We start from the raw sequence: 18,826 nt of genomic DNA on the forward strand, positions 1-18,826 counted from the left end.
TTTTGGCGGCGGACGGGGGAGCGCGTAGCGCGGAGAAACCTCCTTTGGTCGATCCCGGCTGCGAATATTGGATTTTCGGTTTGGCTGATGTGGAGTGTCGTCGCGACACGGCTCCCGAAGGCAGGATTCACGTATACCACCGATCAGCTCTTTCTCTTGGTCGCGCTCCCGGGTTTGGTCGGCGCGTTCATGCGCTTCCCGTACACGTTCGCGGTGCCTCGATTCGGCGGACGCAACTGGACGGTCGTCAGCGCCGCGCTCCTTCTGATCCCCACGGCGTCGCTCGCGCTGCTGGTCACGCGCCCCGACACGCCCTTTTGGCTGATGGCCCTCGCGGCCGCGACGTCCGGCCTGGGCGGAGGCAACTTCGCGTCGAGCATGGCCAACATTTCGTTCTTCTATCCGGACAAGAAGAAGGGGCTCGCGCTCGGCATCAATGCGGCGGGTGGAAACCTCGGCGTGAGCAGCGTGCAGCTCCTGACGCCGATGGTCATCGGCATCGGCGGCGGTATCCATCTTCGGAGCGCGGGGCTCATGTGGATGCCGCTGATCGTGCTGGCGGGCATCGGCGCGTTTGCCTTCATGAACAACTTGAAGGCGGCGCGCTCGAATTTCCGCGATCAAGTGGCGGTGGCCAAGCGAAAGCACACGTGGGTCATGTCGTGGCTCTACATCGGGACCTTCGGCTCGTTCGTCGGCTACTCGGCGGCCTTCCCGCTCTTGCTCAAAACGCAATTTCCGGACGTCTCGGTGAACGTCGCCTTCGTGGGTCCGCTCGTCGGGTCCATGGCGCGGCCGCTCGGCGGGATGCTGGCCGACAAATGCGGCGGCGCGCGCGTGACCCTTTGGAATTTCGCGGCCATGGGGTGCGCGACCATCGGGGTGGTCTACTTCATCGGCACCGGGAGCTTGCCCGGCTTTCTGGCCACCTTCGTCTCGTTGTTCGTCACCACCGGCATCGGAAATGGATCCACCTTTCGGATGATTCCGGTCATCTTCCGCGCGGAGGCGTTGAAGAGCGCGGCGCCCGGCGAGACCGACGCGGCCCTCTCTCGAGCGCGCCGCGACAGCGCGGCGGTGCTGGGCTTCACCTCGGCCATCGGTGCGCTCGGCGGCTATTTCATTCCGCAAGCCTTCGGCGCCTCGATCCGCGCGACCCAAAGCCCCACGACGGCGCTGGCGTTCTTCTTCGGTTTTTATTGCACGTGCGCCGTCACCACGTGGTGGTACTACCTGCGCACCTCGTGGTTCGTGGGGCGCGCCCCCAGCCTCGCGGCGGCCAACGTATGAACACGGCGCTCAACGCGTCGGGCCGAGCAAGAGCCGCGCGAGCCCCGCCGGCATCTTCGCGCCGCGCAGATACCGTCGAAATTGCCCGGGCGAGCAGCCCACCTCGCGCCGGAACGCGTTGATGAAGTTCGATAAATCACCGAAGCCCACGTCGAATGCAATTTCGGTCACCGGCCGATCCGTCCCGCCGAGGAGCTCGACCGCGCGGCGCACGCGCGCCTGCAGAAGGTAACGATACGGCGTGACGCCGAGCTCCCGCTTGAACAATCGGAGAAAGTGATACGGGCTGAGGCCGACCTCGTGCGCGATGTCCTCGAGGTGCAAATCTTCCGACGACGATTGGTCGAGGAGCGCGAGCGCCGCATGAACGCTGTCGCGCGCGCGGCGGCTGTCCGGAGGGATCTTCGGCGGGCGCCGCACGCCCGTTTCGCCGAGCACGCAGGCCGCCAGCGCAAAGGCCAGCTCCTCCAACCCCAGCGAGGGCGCACCCCCGAGGAGGCGCGCCTCGGTCAGGTGCCGGATCACGTCCGCGCGCGGCACCGGGGGCAGCACGGAGCGTGAAAAATAGCCCCAACCATCGTCGCCGTTTCGTGCGCGGCCGCCCGCGAGCTCGTCGAGCGCGGCCTCCTCGAAGCGAAAGGTGATGCACTCGTCGCCGCCGCCGTGCTCGTGCGACACCTCGTAACCCCGCCCTGGATTGCCGAGGAGGAGAAAGCCGCGGGTGAGCAGCTGGGTGGGGCGCTCGCTTCGAAAGCCGAATACGCCGGACTGAACGATGGAGATCACCGGTTTGTCGAATCGCTCGGGCTCCGGCCGATCCCCGCGGTGGGCGGTGCAGCGGTAGGCAAAGACGCGGACCGCTCCTTCGTTTCCGAGCTCCCGGCGCGAAATCGGCAGCGGCGCGTCGCTCTCACCCACAGAGCAACTCTTACCAAGTCCGCGCCGGGGCGGGGCGAATATATGCAGACGCTCGATTCGACGAAACGAAGGAGCGAACCATGACAATCCACGAATTGAAGGCCGAGCGGCACTCCGTCGAGACCTCCCACGGACAAATCCGTTACATCGAAGCGGGCAAGGGACCGGTGGCGCTGTTCGTGCACGGCGTTCTGCTCAACGGGTACCTCTGGCGGCACCAGCTGTCGGAGCTCTCCGATATCCGTCGGTGCATCGCCATCGATCTTTTGGCGCACGGCGAAACCCAAGTCAAACCTGGGGGTGACGTGTCGGCCACGGCCAACGCGGAGATGCTGCTCGAGTTTCTGAACGCGTTGAACATCGACACCGTCGATCTGGTGGGCAATGACAGCGGGGGCGGCATCGCGCAAATTTTCGCGGCGAAGCACCCCGAGCGCATACGGTCTTTGACCTTGACCGATTGCGACACCCACGACAATTGGCCCCCGGAGGCGTTCAAGCCCTTTCTTGCGATGGCGGCCGCCGGCGGCTTGCCCGGCGCGCTGGAACGGATGCTCGCGGACAAACCGTTTTACCGTTCGGAGGCGGCGCTCGGCCCTGCGTACGAGCGCGCAGCCGACGTGGCCGACGAGACCATCGAAGCATACCTCCGGCCCTTGACGCGCTCTCCGGATCGCGTGCGCGATCTCGAGCGGTTCCTCGCCGCGTTCGACAGCGAGCACACCGTGCGCATCGAGGGCGCTCTTCGCAAGCTCCACAAGCCAACGCTCATCGTCTGGGGCACCGACGACGTGTATTTCCCCATCGGGTGGGCCGACTGGCTCGCGAAGACCATTCCCGGTCCTTGCACCAAGGTGCAGTTGGATGGCGCCAGGCTCTTCTTTCCGGAGGAGCGCTGGAGCGAGTTCAACGCGGCGCTTCGCAGCCACTGGAGTGGCATTCGCTGAGCCGCGGCTCGAACCGTGTTCGCGGAGCTCGGCTCGAATCGTGTTCACGGAGCGCGGCTCGAACCGTGTTCACGGAGCGCGGCTCGAACCGTGTTCACGGAGCGCGGCTCGAACCGTGTTCACGGAGCCGCGGCTCGAACCGTGTTCACGGAGCGCGGCTCGAACCGTGTTCACGGAGCCGCGGCTCGAACCGTGTTCGCGGAGCTCGGCTCGAACCGTTTCACGGAGCCGCGGCTCGAACCGTGTTCGCGGAGCTCGGCATGGTGTTCGCGGAGCCACGGCGGGTGGACCCACGGACGCATGGGCGTGGGTCCACGTGCGGAATTTTCCCTTCGTTGATGACGGCATGTGCGCTGCTCTACCCGGCGGCATGCGTTCGATCGTCTCGGCTTCGTTGGCTCGTTGGTTTCGCGTTCTCCCGGTCCTGCCCGTTCTCGCGCTGGCTCCGGCCGTCGCCGGCTGCTCTTCGACGGAGGCCGCTTCGGAACCCTCCGCATTTCCGCGCGCCGAGGACGCGAGCGGCCCCCGACCGTCCGCCGACAAGCTCGAGGCTGCCGCGACCCACGTCGTGCGCGCGGACGACGAGCGCGATCCCATCGGCCCGCAGGATCAGACGGCGCTCGCGCGCGGCGCGTACCTCGTGTGGGGCCGCCCGCCCGCAACCCCGCCGGGGGCTCCCGACACGACCTACGCCATCGCGGCGGATGGCAAGGTCGTGACCGAGGTGCCGGCGACCATCGTCGCCGCGAACGGGCGCCTCTATCGATGGCAGATCCGGCGGGTCGACCTCGCGCGGCGCGCATGCCGCGAGCGCCTCGATGGCGTGGAAGGCGTCGAACCCGAGCAGGTGCGGGCCGCGTACGAAGCGTGGCAGGAGGAGCGCGCGGACCTCGCGAGCCACCCGACGCGCACGGTGGACCAAGCCGAGCTCGTGGAGCTGCGGTCGGGATCGCGAAAGGTCATCTCGCAGCTTCACCCCGAGGACGCGGGCAGCGGCGACCTCACCTCGGGCGCAAACGACTTTCGCTTCGATGTCACCCTCGTGGGCAGCGCCGGACCGCTCCTCTTCGTCCGCGAGAGCACCTGGGTCGATGCGTGCGGCGCGCACGGAAATGCATTTAGCGCGGCCGGCATCCTCGATCTCGCCAACGACGCCAAGGTGACCGACCTCGGCGCCATCGCCCCGCGCGCCCTCCGCCGCGCGCGCGCCCGCGCCGAAAAGCAATTCGACGTCCTTCGCAAAGAGTGGAGCGGCGAAGCCGAGGACGACGCGGAGCTCGTCGAGCTCCTCCCGCAGTACGACGCGCGCGGCTCCCTCTCCTTTTTGGGTCGATTCGCCACCTTTGCGCCCTATGCCTTCTCGAGCGGCGATTGGGCGTCCTACACCATGGCCACGACCACCCCATTGGGCGCCCTGCCCGAACGGCTCGCCCGCGCATCGGCCGCGCCGCCCGCCGTGCGCGCCCTCTTGCGCGCAAAACCCGGATTCGTCATGGGCGGCTACAGCGCGACTTCATAAAGCAAGTACGAGGCACACCGCCGCAATCCAAACCAACGTGGCAACGAAGATCGTAACGCCGAGCCCCCACTCGCGGCGTGACGATTTCTCCACGGCCACCTCGGTGCGAAGAGGAGCGAGGCGGCGGGTGCGGGAGGAGCGGCGGCGGACGGTTCCGGATTCCGTGCGGGAAGAAGGAGGAGCGAGCTCGCAAGGCTCGGCGATGGGGAGCATCCGCTCGGTGGGGGCGCCGTCGATGGAACGATAGGCGCCGAGGGTGGCGAGCACCTTGGAGATGGAGGGGCGATGGGTTCGGTCGTGGGCCAGCATGCTGCCGACGAGCTCGACGATGGAGGACGGGAGGCCGGCGAGGAGCGTCTCCAATCGAGGGCGCGCGTCACCGGCGATTTCGTGGGCGATGCGCTCGAAGGTGTCGCCATCGAAGAGAAATTGCCCCGAGAGGCACTCGACGAAGACGACGCCGAGGGCCCATACGTCGGCGCTGGGGGCCAAATGGCTCTCCCCGAAGAATTGCTCGGGCGCCATGTAATGCGGAGTTCCAACGATCGCGCCCGTCTGGGTGATCGTCGGATGCACGGTGCGCTCGGTCGCGCGCGCGAGCCCGAAGTCGAGGACCTTGACGATCGTCGAGCCGTCGTCCTGCTGCGCGAGAAAGATGTTCTCCGGCTTGAGATCGCGGTGCACCAGCCCGCGCTCGTGCGCGCTCTTGAGGGCGCTCGCGACGGAGACCAGGATCTCGGCGGTCTCGTGGAGGCTCAATTTTCCCTCGCGCAGCAGCCGCCCGGCCAGCGACTCGCCGTGCAAAAGCTCCATCACCATGAATGACGCGCCCGAGTCCGGCAACTCCCAGAAGTCGAAGACTTGAACCACGTTGGGGTGCTGCAGCGAGGCCCCGATGCGCGCCTCGCGAAGAAACCGCTCCACGTCATTGGGATCATTGCGTTTCAAGATCTTGATGGCCACCGGGCGGCCCGTCACGAGATGCGTGGCGGCCCACACCACGCCCATACCGCCTTCACCAATGGCGCGCCCCAGTCGATACCGACCCAACGTGAGCCCTTGCAATGGCACGAAATCGTGACCGGATCCGTCGCTTCGCGCATCCCGGATCCGGGTCCCGCCATGGAATACGGTTCGACGGAATGTCGACGCTCGAAGGGTCGTGGGAAGAAGCTCGTCGGGGATGAACCTGTCGACCATGCACCGGTAAGTGCCCGGTCGGTTCGATTTGCTTCAAAGAAAATGGGGGCCGCGGTCGAAAAGCTCCACGCCGCAGGTTCAATGGAATTTTGTAGGCGCGAGTGCGACACGCGCGAACACGCCCTCGAAGCGGCGTGCCCGCGCGTGCGGCGGTTCGATCATGCGCCCGAAGCCGCTACGCCCGCTTCTTGGAGTGCAGCCGTCGATAGCCAACGACGGAGGGTCGCGAGGTGCTCCGCTTCTTCCTTCAATGCGAGCTGGAACTCGGCCGCCATTTCGGTTTGTCCCATGCGGGTGGTCAAGTCCACGAGCAACTCCCAACTATCGTTGTCGGCCAACTCCGCGATATGAAGCGCGTGCAGCGATTGCAGCACCGACGTGCGCGGATCGCTGATCACCTGCAGGAGCCCCATCGAGGCCACGCCCTCGATATCGGCCGCCGGCGTCTGCGCGGTCGGATCGCCTCCCAGGCGCTCGATGGCCCGGTCGACCATGGCAAAATGCGCGCGCTCCTCATCGTGAAAACGGCGCACGTCGGCGATGGATACGGGGGCGGGCACCTTGGCCACGCTCATCTTGGCGAGGAGCGCCTCGTAGAGTCGGGTCCCCGTGCGCTCGAACGCCAGGCGCGCGCTCAGCTTGTCGAGCAGCACCACTGGCTGCTTCCCGGTCAGCATTTGCACGGCCGATGTCGCCGCGCCCTTCACTGTGGTGGGCGGCGGTACGGTGCCAATCGGCTCCGCCGAGCGCACGTAATCACCGCGAAGGGCGGCGAGCTCGGCGCCGTCCCCGGGGGCGACCGGAACGCCTTCCTCCGCGCTCTCCACGATGGCTTTTGCGTCGATGGGCGACGTTCCCAACCCGGTGCGGTTCGTTCCCATTCCCATTACGTCTTTCATGGCACACGCACCTCCTTGGGTTGGCTTCGTTGCGTGGAGGCGCGGCGGCCATCCGAGAGCTCCGTCCCCGGCGTCCAGCGGTAGCCGGTCGCCACGAGCTCCGACGGCGAGCCGTCCGCGTTCAATTGATTGCGGTACACCACCGAGGGCGAGCTCGATGTCTCTTGGGATTTGTGGATGAACTGCGTGCCCCGGGCGCGCAAATCCACCTCGCGCATCAAGGTTTCACGAACGAAGCGTCGGTGGCTGGCGTATTCGATGGGCTCCGGGAGCGACCTAGGCAAAATCTCGGCGGCGTCCCGGCGCTCGATCTTTTGGAATAGCTCGATCGTCGCGTGAAGCTGACCGAGCTCGTAATCGACGAAGCGCGTCCAGATCTCCTTGATGCGCGGATTGCTCTCCGATTGCGCACAACTGTAATAGTTGTACACCTCGGTGACCTGCATCATCAGCCATCGCTCCAAGGGTGTTTCATGGGGATCCAGCATGGAGCCATATTGGGTGACGTGTTGCTCCTCGATGGAGGAAATCTCGGCGTAGAGCTGCCGCGCCAAGGGGTCCGCGAAGAGCGGACCGATGTTCATGTAGTAATCCTCCGTCTGGAACTCGCCCCCCGTGAGGGTCAGCGCGTGTATCTTGCTGAGCGGCGCGGCCACCTTGCGATCGTAGGGTGTGCGCAGGTCGTCTTCGGGCGCGCGGTGCTCGACGGCCGTGGGTCTACCCGGCCGGACGTCCGTGTAGCATTGAAGGATGTTGTTGGCGTCCTTTCCCTCCAATCGATCCAGCAGGGCCGCGAAGCGGTACAGGTGATCGAAATCTTCGAGCAGCCCGAAGCGATAGACCTGCGCCAGATAGGGATCGGGCTCGTGCTGCGCCACGCTCGCCGTCACCTCGATGGCCACCTGCTCGTACGCAATCGTGGTCTCGAGCGGCGAGAGATCGGGCGGCAGAAGCCAGTTCACCAAGGTTTGTTGATGCTTCTCGATCCGGCGCATGCGCGCGAGCGGCAGGCGCAGCTCCTCGTTCATCCAATTCAGGCCGTGCCCGAGCCGAAGCGCAAAGGTCTCGATCCCATTCATGAGGATGATTCGCACCCGCGTGAACGCGTCGTCATCGAGCTTGCTTACGGGCGTTCGAACCATGTCGCGCCAGGTGAACACCTGGCGATCGAGCGGAACGCCACGCTCGTTCAGAATATCCAATGCCACAGTGGCCTCCTTGCTGTTTCGACGGCCCGTACCATGGGTCGCCGCGAAGCTTGGCCACGAAGCATGGCTCGTGCCCGAGTGGACAGCGCCTCGCGTCCCCCACGCGCGTGCAATCCAATCCGAATCCCTGCGACAAAGAGCCCCGGCGTGACCGTCATGATTCGTCCCGGCCGAGAAGACGCAAATCGTTCCGAGGGGCCTGCTTCGAGAGTCGTCCAAAAGACCCTTTTGCGACGACCTGGGACGGCAGCGGGACCGGCGCGCCTAAACCACTTGATTTAGCGGTCGCGAGCGCCCTCCCCCCCGGGCAAAGCAACTCTGGAATCGGTGACTACGGGGTTAGTTTGATCTCCTCGAACACCAACATGTTCGGCGCGCCGGTGAAGTTTTGTTCGTCTTTGATGAGCTCCGCGTTGGTGGCGAGGGCACCGGGATCGGTCGACATTCGAAGGATGGAGTCGCGACTTTCAATGGTCTCGAACGATAGGCCTTCGTAGTCGGTATCGAAGATTTGATTGTCGGGCTGCACCAGGTCGACGTGCACTTGGCCGTACGAGATCACGGGCTTCGGGAGACCGAGCCCCACCGCGAAGCGGCCGTGCCTCTCGCGCCAGTAGGTGTCCTGGTCTCGCCGGCTCTTCACCGAATCGGGGAGCCATTGGTTGGTGAACGCCATGAAGACGTCGGTGTCGCGCGCTTCGCGCTGCTTGTAACACTGATAGTTGTGGGTCTCGCTGATGTTCACCCGCCCGTGCGGCGTGAGATCCTGGCGGAGGGTGCGCAGCGCGTCGAGCTGCGCCTGGGTCAAGGTCGCGGATGGAAGATCCATTTTGACCAACACGTCGAGCACGGGGGTGAGCGGCTTCTCGTAAGGTGCGGGAACGGGCAGGCCGCTGGCCGCGAGAACCGCAGCCTCCGCCGGCCAGGTTCGGGAGAGATTGCCGGCGAGCGTAATCACACCATTGTCGCTGTCCTCGGACAAAAAGCGCACTTGGGCGTTCTGGAATGCGTGGTTCTTCAGATCGCGAATCTTCGGGACCAGGGTTTGATCGCGATAGTCCTGCCAGCTCGGATCGCCCAGCTTCCATTGATATTTGAAGAGTACAATCACGCTCTGCCCGACGGGGACCGGAGCACCGGGATCGTCGGCCAGCACGGTGGTCGACAAAAGAGCAAAGGCCGACAACGACGATACCAACATCGATTTCTTCATCGAATCCTCTCTAGTGTGGTGACTGCGACGCCCAGAGCACGATTCGTTCCACGGAGGGCGCCGCAATACTGCGCGGCGCGCGGTATCGCCAGCTGCGATCGCGGCGATCCGTGGTGCGATCCACGCGATCGTGTGATCCCACGCATCACACGTGGCGCGGCCTCCGGATGGCCGTGCGCATCGACCCACCGCAGCGGTCTTCGACCCGACAGAGCAGGGGCGTCGTGCCGTCGGCACCATACCGCCACCTGGCTTGAAGACGTATGCGCCGGATGCGGCCAGTCCGCGGCAGGACATGACCGCCTTCCTTGCCGCCGAAGATGCCATATTCGTGCTGCAAGGACACGACGTCGACGTTGTTCACGTTCAAGAAATCGGCGGCTCGCCGATAGGATCCGGGCTCGCTCTCCGCGATCTCGAAGCGGACACGTGATGGATACACGTAGCGCATACCTGGATCGTCATCGCGAGCACGAAGCAGTCGAGCCCAGAAAATTCCTCGGCGATCGCGTCGCTCAAATGAGTCGTAAACGTTGCAATTCCGCACTGCCGCGGCAAATGATTGCCCAGCAACGCGAGCTTGTGGATGGCCCCGCTCCCGCGGATAGCATTATGGATGATCTCCTCCGATCGAGCGCGCCGACAGAAATTCCGCACCGTCACGCCCGACGGTCCAACGCGGCGGAGTGACTATGCCTCCTTCGAGCACGCCGCGCAACGACTCGAATGCAGCGCGAGCATGTCGATTTCCCATCGCGCCGGCCGGACGTGGTTATGTTCCTCGCATGCGCAGACTCGTGCCCGATCTCGATCTCGTCGGGCTACCGAGCGGTATCTCGCGCGCCCAACAGAGCCACCACGCGGCAGGGCTCGGAGAGCTCGTCGAGTTGATGACATCCATCTTGCTCATCGCGGTCATGCGCGAAACGGGGTACTTGCCGACCTTGCGGAACGCGACCTCGGAGAGGATATCCGTGATTTGTGCGGGGCCCGCGCCGTTGGCCGTGCTCCCCACGTCGCTGCGGCTGGAAGAGCGGTTCGTCCGCCGGATGCTCACCGTCTGGGACGGGCACACGACGCGCGTGGCGCGCGACGCGTCCACGTATTTGTTGATCACCCCCGATGAATACGTGGTCGGAATCGCGCCGCGTTATCTGCTCGACGCGATCACCTCCAAGGACAGCGACGCGACGCAGCGGGGGCTCGACGCCGCCGAGAGAGTCCTGGCCATCCGCCACGCCTGATCGAGGGTGATTACGCGGACTGCGCCGCGCGGAGGGCGACCGCGATGGAGCGCGCATCCGACAGAGCGAGGATCTCGGGCACCGCGCGGCGCATGGAATGGACGCGAGCGCGGGCGAGCGCCTGCTTCAACTCGGGAATGGCGGTGGGGGCCACGCTGAGCGAGTCGACTCCGAGCGCGATCAACACGAGCGCCACATCTGTCCGCGACGCGATCTCGCCGCATACGCCCACGCTCCGCCCGGCGCCGTGAGCAGCGGTCACCACGCGGGCGATCATTCGTAGAATGGCGGGGTGGTACGGATCGCTCATTTGGGCCATGCGCGGATCCTCGCGGTCCAAAAGCAATGTATATTGCATCAAATCGTTGGTCCCGATGGACAGGAAATCCACCTCCTTCGCGATATCGGCCGCGAGCTCGACAGCCGCAGGTACCTCGATCATGGCTCCGATCTGGGGTGCTCGTTGCGCGATGGGCTCGTCGAGCGCATCCAGGGCCTGCCGGATCATGGTTTTCACCCGACGGAGCTCTTCGATCGACGTCACCATCGGGATCAAAATGCGAAGCGGGCGGCCTCCTGCCGCGATCGCCAACGCCTGCACCTGATCGCGAAGCAAATCCGGATGATCGAACAGAACGCGGATCGAGCGGTATCCGTGAAATGCGCTTCGACCCGCGCCGAGGGGCCGGCTGCCTACGAACTTGTCACCGGCCAAGTCGAGAATACGAAATTGAATGGGGCCGTCGGGAAAGAGCTCGTACGCCTTGCTGTAGATATGGACCTGCTCCCCGCGCGTAGGGAATGCGTTGCGTACGATGAAGGGGTACTCCGAGCGATAAAGACCGATACCCTCGGCGCCGTTTTCGCGAGCGACGGTGAGATCCGAGGCGAGGCCGGCGTTCGCGTGGAGCTTCACCCGCACGCCATCCGACGTCTGAGCGAGGACGTCGCGAAATTTCGCATACTCGGTGCGTCCCCGCTCGAGGCGGTGTCGTTCCTCCTCGTAGCGCGCCACCGTCTCATCGCAGGGGCGCACGATGACGAGACCGCTCGATCCGTCCACGATCAATCGGTCATTCGGCTGCACCAGGGAGAGCATGTCGGTCATTCCGGTGACGACCGGGATGCCCATCGCCCGCGCCAAGAGAACGCCGTGCGAGGTCTCGGAGCCCGTCTCCGTCACCAGCGCTCGGGCCCCTTGGCTCTTCATTTCGACCACCAGCGACGGAAGGACGCGGCTGGTCACGAGGATGCTCGCCGAAGTGCTCCGCCTGCTCGCGCCCTCGAAGAGATGATCGAGCAGACGGTTGCGCAAATCGTCGATGTCGTCGACCTTCTCCTGAATGTATGCGTCCGGGACGAGCCGCAGCCACGACTCGAACTCGTCGAGGGCCGTAGCGATGGCCCGCGGCGCGCTCAGCCCGCTGGCGATCTCCTCGTCGATGCGCTCCAGGAGCTTCGAATCGTTGAGGAGGAGCAAATGCGATGCGAAAATGAGCGCGTGTTCCTCGTCGATCTCGCGCTCGGCGGCGATCTGAATACGCAAAAGGTCATTGCGCACTTTGTCGACGGCCGTCCTCACGCGGGCGCGCTGCGCTTCGGGCTCTCCCGCGGACGGCGCCCTCGCCGCGAGATCGACCCGGGGAGCTCCGCGAAACACGGCGGCCCCGATGGCGATTCCGGGCGATGCACCGACCCCATGAAGGGGCCATTCCCCCTTCGCCGGCACCGCCGCAGGGACGGCCAAGGCCCTGGTTGCACCTCGGTGGAGAGGTGGCTCACCGCGATCGAGCGCGTCGATGATGCGAGCATCTTCGATGATCCCCGCGAGCTGAGCGCCGATCGCCGTCAGCGCTTCGCCGTCCCCTGCCGAAAAAACACGAGGCCCCGAGCTCTGCACGACCAGCGCACCGGCGACGTCGTCGCGCACGAGCATGGGCGCCGCGAGGAGCGACGTCGCTTCTCCGCGAACCATCGCGCCCCCCCGCTCCGCGATGCCCCGCGCGGCGATGGACTCCGCGGCGGAGCCCCCTGAGCCGTCGGGACCATGGGCGGCGCCCGGGACGAGCCTTCGGCCCTCGTCGAGGAGAAAGGCGGAGCAGCCGCCGGCGTGCATGCGCTCGGCGACGACGCGCACTGCGGCCTCGAGAATGCTCAATGATGAATGCGATTGCTCCACGATGCGACGCAGCTCGGCGATGACGTTCATGTCCGGCCCGTGCACAGCATGTTGCGAGCCGTCGAGATCTCTTTGGATTCGCCGCTCGAACCGCCGCTGGGAGCGGTGGGCCATCCTTTCATATTGATGGATAGCTCCTTCATTTCGATTGAATGACACGCTCGGATCACGGGGCGGCGAGCGAGCTACCCCTCGCAAAACGGCGGAAACGGCGGGATCACGTCCGCGGCGCGCCATATGCTGTTCGGAAAAGAATGGTCACACTGCGCAGAGGTGGAGAACGTCGCCACGTTCGACGTCGCAAGGGAGAGGGCTGGCTCACGTTTTACCCACAAAACCGAGTGAATCCGCTCGCCGGTGGTTTCGGGATCCTCGAGAGTCTCAGCGAAGATCGCCTCCCTCCAGGGGCGGGCATCGCGGTCCAGCCACGGCATGACGCCGAGGTCGTCACATATGTCCTCGAGGGCGCGCTCGCACACGAGAATGCAACGGGTTGCTCGGGTGTCGTTCGAGCAGGGGAGTTTTATCGCGTCGCAGTCGGTCGCCGCATGCGACACAGCGAAAAGAACGCCTCGCGGATCGCCTGGGCGCATGTCTTCCAGATCTGGCTGCACCCCGCCGGCAGGCTCGAGCCGAGCCGCGAACAGAAACGTTTCTGTGCGGCCGATCGACGGGACACGCTATGTGTCGTCGCATCGCCCGACGGGCGCAACGAGTCATTGCGCATCGACCAGGACGTCGTGATCTTCTCGGCCGTTCTGAGCGTCGGGCAGCACTTGGTCCACGAGCTCGTGCAGGGGCGCAGCGCATGGCTCCACGTCGTACGGGGCGAGGCGACGTTCGCGGACGTCGTTTTGAATGCGGGCGATGGCATCGGGATCACGGCCGATCGCGCGGTCTCGCTGACCGCCCGCGAAGAGACGGAGGTCTTGTTGCTCGATTTGGGCGAACGCCGCCAAGGGTCGAGGCGGCACGCATTGGAATGATGTCGGGTCGAGAGGTGAATCATGGTCCGCAGCAAGAAAAAGCGCTCCCCGCCGGAGGATCCCAAACGTAACGAGCTCCCGCGAAAGCCGGGGACGGGTGACGAGATGGAGGCGTGGAGACAGGCAGCCGCCAATCGAAACGCTGCTCGTCGCACCTCTTATCTGGAGTACCTGGACGAACGACGCCGGCAGGAACGTGAGGGGAGTGAACCGTGAGCTGGGCGGTGTGCGGTGAGCCGAGCCCGAAGGTCAGGATGGCGTCGTGCGCGACCTCCCGTGGATCGTCCCATCGCCGGATCCCCGTCCGGGCTTGGTACCGCTCCATCCGTATCCTTTGAGCTTGCGGTAGAGGGTCGCGGACCCGATCCGAAGCTGCTTGGCCGCGCGCGTCTGGTTCCCGCCGTTCAGCTCGAGCACGGCGAGGATATATTCCTTCTCGATGTCTTCGAGCGGCTTCACGGTGCCGCCGACGGCGACCGGGATCGGGAACGCCTGACGGACCTCCTCCGGCAGATCATCGAGCTCGACGCGTGCTCCTCGCGCGAGCGCGACGGCGCGCTCCATGGCGTTCTCCAGCTCGCGTACGTTGCCGGGCCACTCGTAGCGCAGGAGCTGGTCGGCCGCGCGAGGGGCAAGGGCGGAGATTTTGCGTTTCATGCGCATGGCCGCGTCCGTGAGCAGCACGCGAGCGAGCGGCAGGATGTCCTCGCGGCGCTCGCGCAGAGGGGGCACGTGCAATTCGATGACCTTGAGTCGGTAATACAGATCCGCGCGAAAGGCGCCGGCTGCCACGCCGTGGGCCAGGTCGCGGTTGGTCGCCGCGACGACGCGCGTATCGACCCGCCGGTTTTTGTTCTCCCCGACCCGCCGGATCTCCCTCTCCTGAAGAGCGCGCAGGAGTTTGACCTGCATGCCCGGCGAGACCTCCCCGACCTCGTCGAGGAGCAAGGTGCCGCCGCTCGCAGCCTCGAACAACCCCGGGCGATCTTGCGTTGCGCCGGTGAAGGCGCCGCGCGCATGTCCGAAAAGCTCGCTTTCGAGGAGCGTCTCGGTGACGGCGCCGCAGTTGACCGCGATGAACGCCCCCGCGGCGCGTGCGGACTCGTCATGGACGAGCCGTGCGATCCGCTCCTTGCCCGCTCCGCTCTCCCCGGTGATCAGCACGGTGGAATCGACCTTCGCCACGCGCCGCGCCAAGTCGACGAGCTGCCACATGGCCGCGCTCTTCGGGGCGAGCTCGAGGGGCCCTTCGACGTCGTGCGCCACCCGAACCAGGGCGCGGCGGTGCTCGCGGAGCTTGGCCTCGGCCAGCTTCAACGTATCCGTCACCCGGTGGAGCGAGACGTCGAGACACTCCTGGAGGTGCTTCGCCTCGAAGAAGCGCAGCTCCTCGGCGTGTTCGTCGCCCCACTCCTCACGCGTGCGCCCCAAGAGATGACAGGCGGCATCGCCCCTGCCCAGGCAGCGATCTTCGAGGACGTAGATCTCCTGGCCGGCGGTGCGGCTGATGTAACCGCTGGTGAGGCCGCAGATGGTCCAGCACACCGGAAAATCGGAGCGGCCGAAATGAAGCAGATGCTGCTCGGCCTCGTAAGAGGCCACGATCATCGAGCCCTCCTTGGAGAGTGGATCCTTGCCCCCCGACTCCAAGCGGAAAAGGCCCCCGAGGGTGTGAATACGGAAGCCCGCTCGGCGCCACTCCTCGGCGCTCTCCCATTCGAATTCGGATTGCATGGCCTCGGCCATTCGCCAACCATGGGCGAAGCCAAATTGGGTGAGCACCGAGCGCGCGGCGGTATTTCCAAAGTTCTCCACCAGGTATTTCCGCAAGAGCCCCATGGCGACCGCGTCGAGGAGGAGGGCGCGCTGCCCGGCAAATCGAATCATCCCGCCTTCCGAATCCAGCTCGAGGAGTTCTTTGTGATCGAGATCCGTGGCTCGCATGACCTTCCCTTCGACGTAGAAAAAGACACTACTTCATTTCGATTGAATCAACGAACGCGCTGTCACCTTTCTCCTTCTTGCTCGTTCTCGTTCTCCCTCGTTCTCGGCGCGCGGCGGCCTTTGCTCACGGATGAGCGAAAGGGGTGACGCGACCGGTGTGACGCGATCGTGACCGACCCGCGCGCGACGTTCCTGCCGGCGTGGTTACGTTGGCCGTTGGATCGAGGTGCCCGTGTGGAGACGAAATAACGACAGCGCGACCCGCATAGCCACGTGGCTGAGCGCCCTGGCGATTTCCGGATCGGTCGCGATCGGATGCGGAGAGGAGCCGGCTCGTCCCCGCGCGGCTGCAGCGGTTGCCACACTTGCGCAACCCGCGCCTGCCCAACCCGCCGCCGTGCCATCGGCGTCGGCGCCACACGCGACCCTGCCGGGCGGCTGGCGAAAATTGCAATTTGGGATGTCCGAGGCGGACGCGAAGAAGGTCATCGACGAATACCGCAAGGACTCCAACGCGAAATGGGCGCGGTCTCCCACGTCGAAGCTGATGGCGGTGCGATTGGACCTTCGAAAAATCGACAACGTCGCCGTGGACCGAAGACGGTATCACGAGTGGAGCATTCGCGAGCTGGACGACGGTGCAAGGCTCGTCCACGCGTGGTTCGACGAAGGAAGGTTGGCCGCCATCCGCGTGGAGGGCACGGCGACACCGGATAGTTTCGTCCGGAAGGCGAGCGACGCCTACGGGTCACCACCTGGAAGCGCGAACTTCGAGTTCTTCGACGAGAGGACGATGATAAGCCAATCTCGTCATGTGGCGTTCTGGCGAGGAGGCGACGTGACCGCCCTCGTCTGGACCTCCGCTTCCAAGCCAACCCTGCTCCTTTGGTCGAACGATGCCATGGAGGAACATGCAAAACGGGTTCAGGCCGCCCTCGATTCGAGCGCGGTGGCAACGAGCAAGGCGGCGCAGGCAATAGACACTGGAACGAAGTTCTAGCTCGAGGAGCACGAAGAGCATGACGCGTGGCTCCGCTTGATCCTTCGTCTTTCCGGAGTATCGTACGTCGCCTGTGCGAGCATCGTTTTCCCGCGGATCATGACTCGCCGTACATGTAGATGGCGCTGTCGCGCGATGCGGAACATTCCGCGACCTCCTTCCGATTCAGCGGCTCGTTGGATGTAGGGAATTCGAGCCGATAGAATCGAGGATCATCATGGGAAATCGTCTCTACGTAGGCAATCTACCCTTTCAGGCCGATGCCGCCTGGCTTCGCTCGACGTTCTCCGCATCGGGTGATGTTACGGACGTTCAGCTCGTGTCGGACCGGGAGACCGGACAGTCGCGCGGTTACGCATTCGTTACCATGAGCTCGGAGGCAGCGGCCTCGAAGGCCATCGCCAACATGAATGGCTCCGTCGTCAACGGACGAACGCTCAAGGTGAATACAGCGGACGCGCGTCCGAATCCTCGAGGAGGCGATCGAGCGCAAGATACGGACGCGAGCCGACGGAAAAGCCGCTAGTGTAGTGTAGAGTCAATGCACGCGTCATCGCGATAGCGCCCCGGCTTCGAAGAAGGCCGGCCTCCTCCTCGGGAGGAGAGGAGAGCCGGGGGCGCTCCGGAGATTCACTCGATCCGCGGTTGGAAAGCTCCGTCTCGTGGGAAATGAAGAGGAGTGAACGGCCTTGAATCGGCCGAGCCCGTGTGGCAAGAAGCTCGCGGGGCCCCGACGCACCACTTCCCGTGATCCCGACCGACGAAGAATTGATGCGCGCTTACGTTGCCGGCGACGCGGCGGCCTTCGACGAGCTGTTTCGGCGCCATGCCCCCGCGCTCGGCCGAATGTTGCGGCGGGGGCTCACCTCGGACGATGCCGGTGAACTTTTGCAGCAAACGTTTCTGCAGGTTCACCGAAGCCGGCATGATTTTCGAGCCGGCGCCCGCGTCGCGCCTTGGTTTTATACCATCGCGCTCAACGTCAAACGACAGCACCTGCGCACCCTGCGCCGCCGAGGGCTGCGCGAAGATCGGACGGGTGAGGACATCGACGCGGTGCCCGCCCCCCAAGCCAACCCGCCCGCCCACGAGCCACGGATCGCCAGCATGTTGGCCGAGCTCCCGCCCGAGCAACGGGAGATCCTCGAGCTGCACTATGTCGAGGAGCTCCCCTTTCAGCGGGTGGCGGAGAAGATTGGCATCTCGGTCGGCGCCGTACGCGTGCGCGCGCACCGCGCATACCTCCGCCTCCGCGCCACGTTCGCGGGCTCCGCAGGCGAGGCGGACGCGATCGACGCGATAAGCGAGACGGGCGCGACGGATAAAACGAAAAAAGAAAGATCGAAGACGTAACCTTCGTCGCGCCCCGGCATATTTCAAGGAAGACCACGGTGAGCGGCGACGAATCGACAAGGCACGATGCGGAAGGGAGCGGGCCGGAATCCCCTGGCTCGGGCTCGGGCTCGGGCTCGGGCTCGTCCGAGCTGGATTTGGAGGCGGTGCGCCTGCGCGTCCTCTCGGACATTGCGCGCGAGCGAGGCGTCTCGGCCACCTTGCGCAACCTGCCCACGGAGGTTCGCTTCGCGCTGGCCATGGCGGCCATCGGGCTGGTGTTCGCGGCCTTTTTCTCCTTCATTCCTTGGGCGCTCGCCCACTATCCCTACGTCCCCGCCAAATGGAGGGATCTGGGGTGGGGTCGCGCTTGGAAGTGGAACGAGCGGATCCTCGCCCTCGTGATGCTCGGTGCGGTGCTGCTCGTCGCGCTGGTCCGACGTGCGCTTCGTCCTCTGCACGTCGTCGCCACGCGCTCGGCCGATGTGTGGGTGCTCGCACTCGCGTTCATCGCACCTTTCATGATGCCCGTGGCCATGCCCCAGCACGAACCCGAGCCCGCACGGCAGTACGTCGTGTGCTTCGTGCTCGGGCTTGCCCTCGGCGGGTTGCTCCTGCTCCTTTTGCGCACCCTCGATCGAAGCGTGCACGCCGATCGAGCCAGGGCGGTGGTCGCGGTGGGGACGGCGGGGTTTGCCACCGCGCTTGCTCTTCAATTGGCGTGCCCGTGGAAAGGGCCCCTTCATCACCTATCGTGTCACGCCCCGATCGGCCTGGCGTTGGCGGGTGTGTACGCGCTGTTCGTACGCTTTTCCAAACGATGAAATTTCGGCCGGACGCCGGTAACACTTCGGCGCGGCCGGCATAGATCCTCGTAAACGCAGCAAACGAGTGAATCGGGCTGCGATCCGTAAATCGTAAAAAATTCGTACTCCGTAACCCAATTG

The 18,826-nt window shown here is 65.1% G+C and carries 17 protein-coding genes; 10 read left to right on the top strand and 7 right to left on the bottom strand.

Going from position 1 to position 18,826, the window contains the following annotated elements:
- Positions 1-87 precede the first annotated feature (87 nt).
- Entirely contained in the window at positions 88-1,290 is a 1,203-nt protein-coding gene (locus tag LZC94_37795) for an MFS transporter (protein ID WXB13578.1), read from the top strand.
- A 9-nt stretch (positions 1,291-1,299) separates the two neighbouring features.
- Here the strand turns inward: LZC94_37795 and LZC94_37800 are convergent, their stop codons facing one another.
- Positions 1,300-2,208, bottom strand: coding sequence for an AraC family transcriptional regulator (locus LZC94_37800; GenBank protein WXB13579.1), 909 nt, complete (start codon positions 2,206-2,208; stop codon positions 1,300-1,302).
- A gap of 80 nt (positions 2,209-2,288) precedes the next feature.
- Between LZC94_37800 and LZC94_37805 the strand changes: the two genes are divergently transcribed.
- Together LZC94_37805 and LZC94_37810 are read left to right on the top strand one after the other, a co-directional pair.
- Positions 2,289-3,155 (top strand): alpha/beta hydrolase, encoded by an 867-nt coding sequence (locus LZC94_37805; GenBank protein ID WXB13580.1) that lies wholly within the window; start codon positions 2,289-2,291, stop codon positions 3,153-3,155.
- A gap of 370 nt (positions 3,156-3,525) precedes the next feature.
- A complete protein-coding gene (locus tag LZC94_37810) occupies positions 3,526-4,674 on the top strand; it encodes a hypothetical protein (protein ID WXB13581.1) in 1,149 nt (382 codons plus the stop codon).
- Here the strand turns inward: LZC94_37810 and LZC94_37815 are convergent.
- The 4 genes from LZC94_37815 to LZC94_37830 all read right to left on the bottom strand — a co-directional run bounded on the left by LZC94_37815 (position 4,669) and on the right by LZC94_37830 (position 9,194).
- Entirely contained in the window at positions 4,669-5,724 is a 1,056-nt protein-coding gene (locus LZC94_37815) for a serine/threonine protein kinase (GenBank protein WXB13582.1), read from the bottom strand. The genes LZC94_37810 and LZC94_37815 overlap by 6 nt on opposite strands.
- A gap of 308 nt (positions 5,725-6,032) precedes the next feature.
- Positions 6,033-6,773, bottom strand: coding sequence for a ferritin-like domain-containing protein (locus LZC94_37820; GenBank protein ID WXB13583.1), 741 nt, complete (start codon positions 6,771-6,773; stop codon positions 6,033-6,035).
- A complete protein-coding gene (locus tag LZC94_37825; GenBank protein ID WXB13584.1) occupies positions 6,770-7,981 on the bottom strand; it encodes a hypothetical protein in 1,212 nt (403 codons plus the stop codon). Before LZC94_37825 ends, LZC94_37820 begins: the two co-directional genes overlap by 4 nt.
- 331 nt (positions 7,982-8,312) lie before the next feature.
- The gene (locus LZC94_37830; GenBank protein ID WXB13585.1) at positions 8,313-9,194 is read right to left on the bottom strand and encodes a hypothetical protein; all 882 of its coding nucleotides are present in this window, start codon (positions 9,192-9,194) and stop codon (positions 8,313-8,315) included.
- Between the two features lie 253 nt (positions 9,195-9,447).
- Here LZC94_37830 and LZC94_37835 point away from each other — a divergent pair, with 253 nt between their 5' ends.
- Together LZC94_37835 and LZC94_37840 are read left to right on the top strand one after the other, a co-directional pair.
- Positions 9,448-9,627, top strand: coding sequence for a hypothetical protein (locus LZC94_37835; protein WXB13586.1), 180 nt, complete (start codon positions 9,448-9,450; stop codon positions 9,625-9,627).
- Positions 9,628-9,979: 352 nt separating this feature from the next.
- Positions 9,980-10,438 carry a hypothetical protein gene (locus LZC94_37840; GenBank protein WXB13587.1) on the top strand — a complete coding sequence of 153 codons (459 nt, stop codon included), beginning with the start codon at positions 9,980-9,982 and terminating at the stop codon, positions 10,436-10,438.
- A gap of 10 nt (positions 10,439-10,448) precedes the next feature.
- Here LZC94_37840 and ptsP read toward each other — a convergent pair whose 3' ends face one another.
- Positions 10,449-12,647 carry a phosphoenolpyruvate--protein phosphotransferase gene (gene ptsP, locus LZC94_37845; protein ID WXB13588.1) on the bottom strand — a complete coding sequence of 733 codons (2,199 nt, stop codon included), beginning with the start codon at positions 12,645-12,647 and terminating at the stop codon, positions 10,449-10,451.
- Positions 12,648-12,871: 224 nt separating this feature from the next.
- Here ptsP and LZC94_37850 point away from each other — a divergent pair, with 224 nt between their 5' ends.
- Positions 12,872-13,603, top strand: coding sequence for a pirin family protein (locus tag LZC94_37850; protein WXB13589.1), 732 nt, complete (start codon positions 12,872-12,874; stop codon positions 13,601-13,603).
- Positions 13,604-13,852: 249 nt separating this feature from the next.
- Here LZC94_37850 and LZC94_37855 read toward each other — a convergent pair whose 3' ends face one another.
- The gene (locus tag LZC94_37855) at positions 13,853-15,547 is read right to left on the bottom strand and encodes a sigma 54-interacting transcriptional regulator (GenBank protein WXB13590.1); all 1,695 of its coding nucleotides are present in this window, start codon (positions 15,545-15,547) and stop codon (positions 13,853-13,855) included.
- 460 nt (positions 15,548-16,007) lie between these two features.
- Here LZC94_37855 and LZC94_37860 point away from each other — a divergent pair, with 460 nt between their 5' ends.
- From LZC94_37860 to LZC94_37875, 4 genes are all read left to right on the top strand, one after another.
- Complete coding sequence (locus LZC94_37860; GenBank protein WXB13591.1) at positions 16,008-16,547, top strand: hypothetical protein; 540 nt, start codon at positions 16,008-16,010, stop codon at positions 16,545-16,547.
- Between the two features lie 217 nt (positions 16,548-16,764).
- Positions 16,765-17,073 carry an RNA-binding protein gene (locus LZC94_37865; GenBank protein WXB13592.1) on the top strand — a complete coding sequence of 103 codons (309 nt, stop codon included), beginning with the start codon at positions 16,765-16,767 and terminating at the stop codon, positions 17,071-17,073.
- A gap of 245 nt (positions 17,074-17,318) precedes the next feature.
- Positions 17,319-17,900 carry an RNA polymerase sigma factor gene (locus LZC94_37870; GenBank protein ID WXB13593.1) on the top strand — a complete coding sequence of 194 codons (582 nt, stop codon included), beginning with the start codon at positions 17,319-17,321 and terminating at the stop codon, positions 17,898-17,900.
- A 38-nt stretch (positions 17,901-17,938) separates the two neighbouring features.
- Entirely contained in the window at positions 17,939-18,703 is a 765-nt protein-coding gene (locus LZC94_37875; protein WXB13594.1) for a hypothetical protein, read from the top strand.
- Positions 18,704-18,826 lie beyond the last annotated feature (123 nt).

The sequence above is a fragment of the Sorangiineae bacterium MSr11954 genome, assembly GCA_037157815.1.
Classification (GTDB): domain Bacteria; phylum Myxococcota_A; class Polyangia; order Polyangiales; family Polyangiaceae; genus Pendulispora; species Pendulispora albinea.

Excerpts from the sequence above, each read along its gene's own strand:
- LZC94_37795 (WXB13578.1), top strand. The coding sequence starts at position 88 with ATGTGGAGTGTCGTCGCGACACGGCTCCCGAAGGCAGGATTCACGTAT.
- LZC94_37805 (WXB13580.1), top strand. The coding sequence starts at position 2,289 with ATGACAATCCACGAATTGAAGGCCGAGCGGCACTCCGTCGAGACCTCC.
- LZC94_37810 (WXB13581.1), top strand. The coding sequence starts at position 3,526 with ATGCGTTCGATCGTCTCGGCTTCGTTGGCTCGTTGGTTTCGCGTTCTC.
- LZC94_37820 (WXB13583.1), bottom strand. The coding sequence starts at position 6,773 with ATGAAAGACGTAATGGGAATGGGAACGAACCGCACCGGGTTGGGAACG.
- LZC94_37830 (WXB13585.1), bottom strand. The coding sequence starts at position 9,194 with ATGAAGAAATCGATGTTGGTATCGTCGTTGTCGGCCTTTGCTCTTTTG.
- LZC94_37840 (WXB13587.1), top strand. The coding sequence starts at position 9,980 with ATGCGCAGACTCGTGCCCGATCTCGATCTCGTCGGGCTACCGAGCGGT.
- ptsP (WXB13588.1), bottom strand. The coding sequence starts at position 12,647 with ATGAACGTCATCGCCGAGCTGCGTCGCATCGTGGAGCAATCGCATTCA.
- LZC94_37850 (WXB13589.1), top strand. The coding sequence starts at position 12,872 with ATGGTCACACTGCGCAGAGGTGGAGAACGTCGCCACGTTCGACGTCGC.
- LZC94_37855 (WXB13590.1), bottom strand. The coding sequence starts at position 15,547 with ATGCGAGCCACGGATCTCGATCACAAAGAACTCCTCGAGCTGGATTCG.
- LZC94_37860 (WXB13591.1), top strand. The coding sequence starts at position 16,008 with ATGTCCGAGGCGGACGCGAAGAAGGTCATCGACGAATACCGCAAGGAC.
- LZC94_37865 (WXB13592.1), top strand. The coding sequence starts at position 16,765 with ATGGGAAATCGTCTCTACGTAGGCAATCTACCCTTTCAGGCCGATGCC.
- LZC94_37870 (WXB13593.1), top strand. The coding sequence starts at position 17,319 with ATGCGCGCTTACGTTGCCGGCGACGCGGCGGCCTTCGACGAGCTGTTT.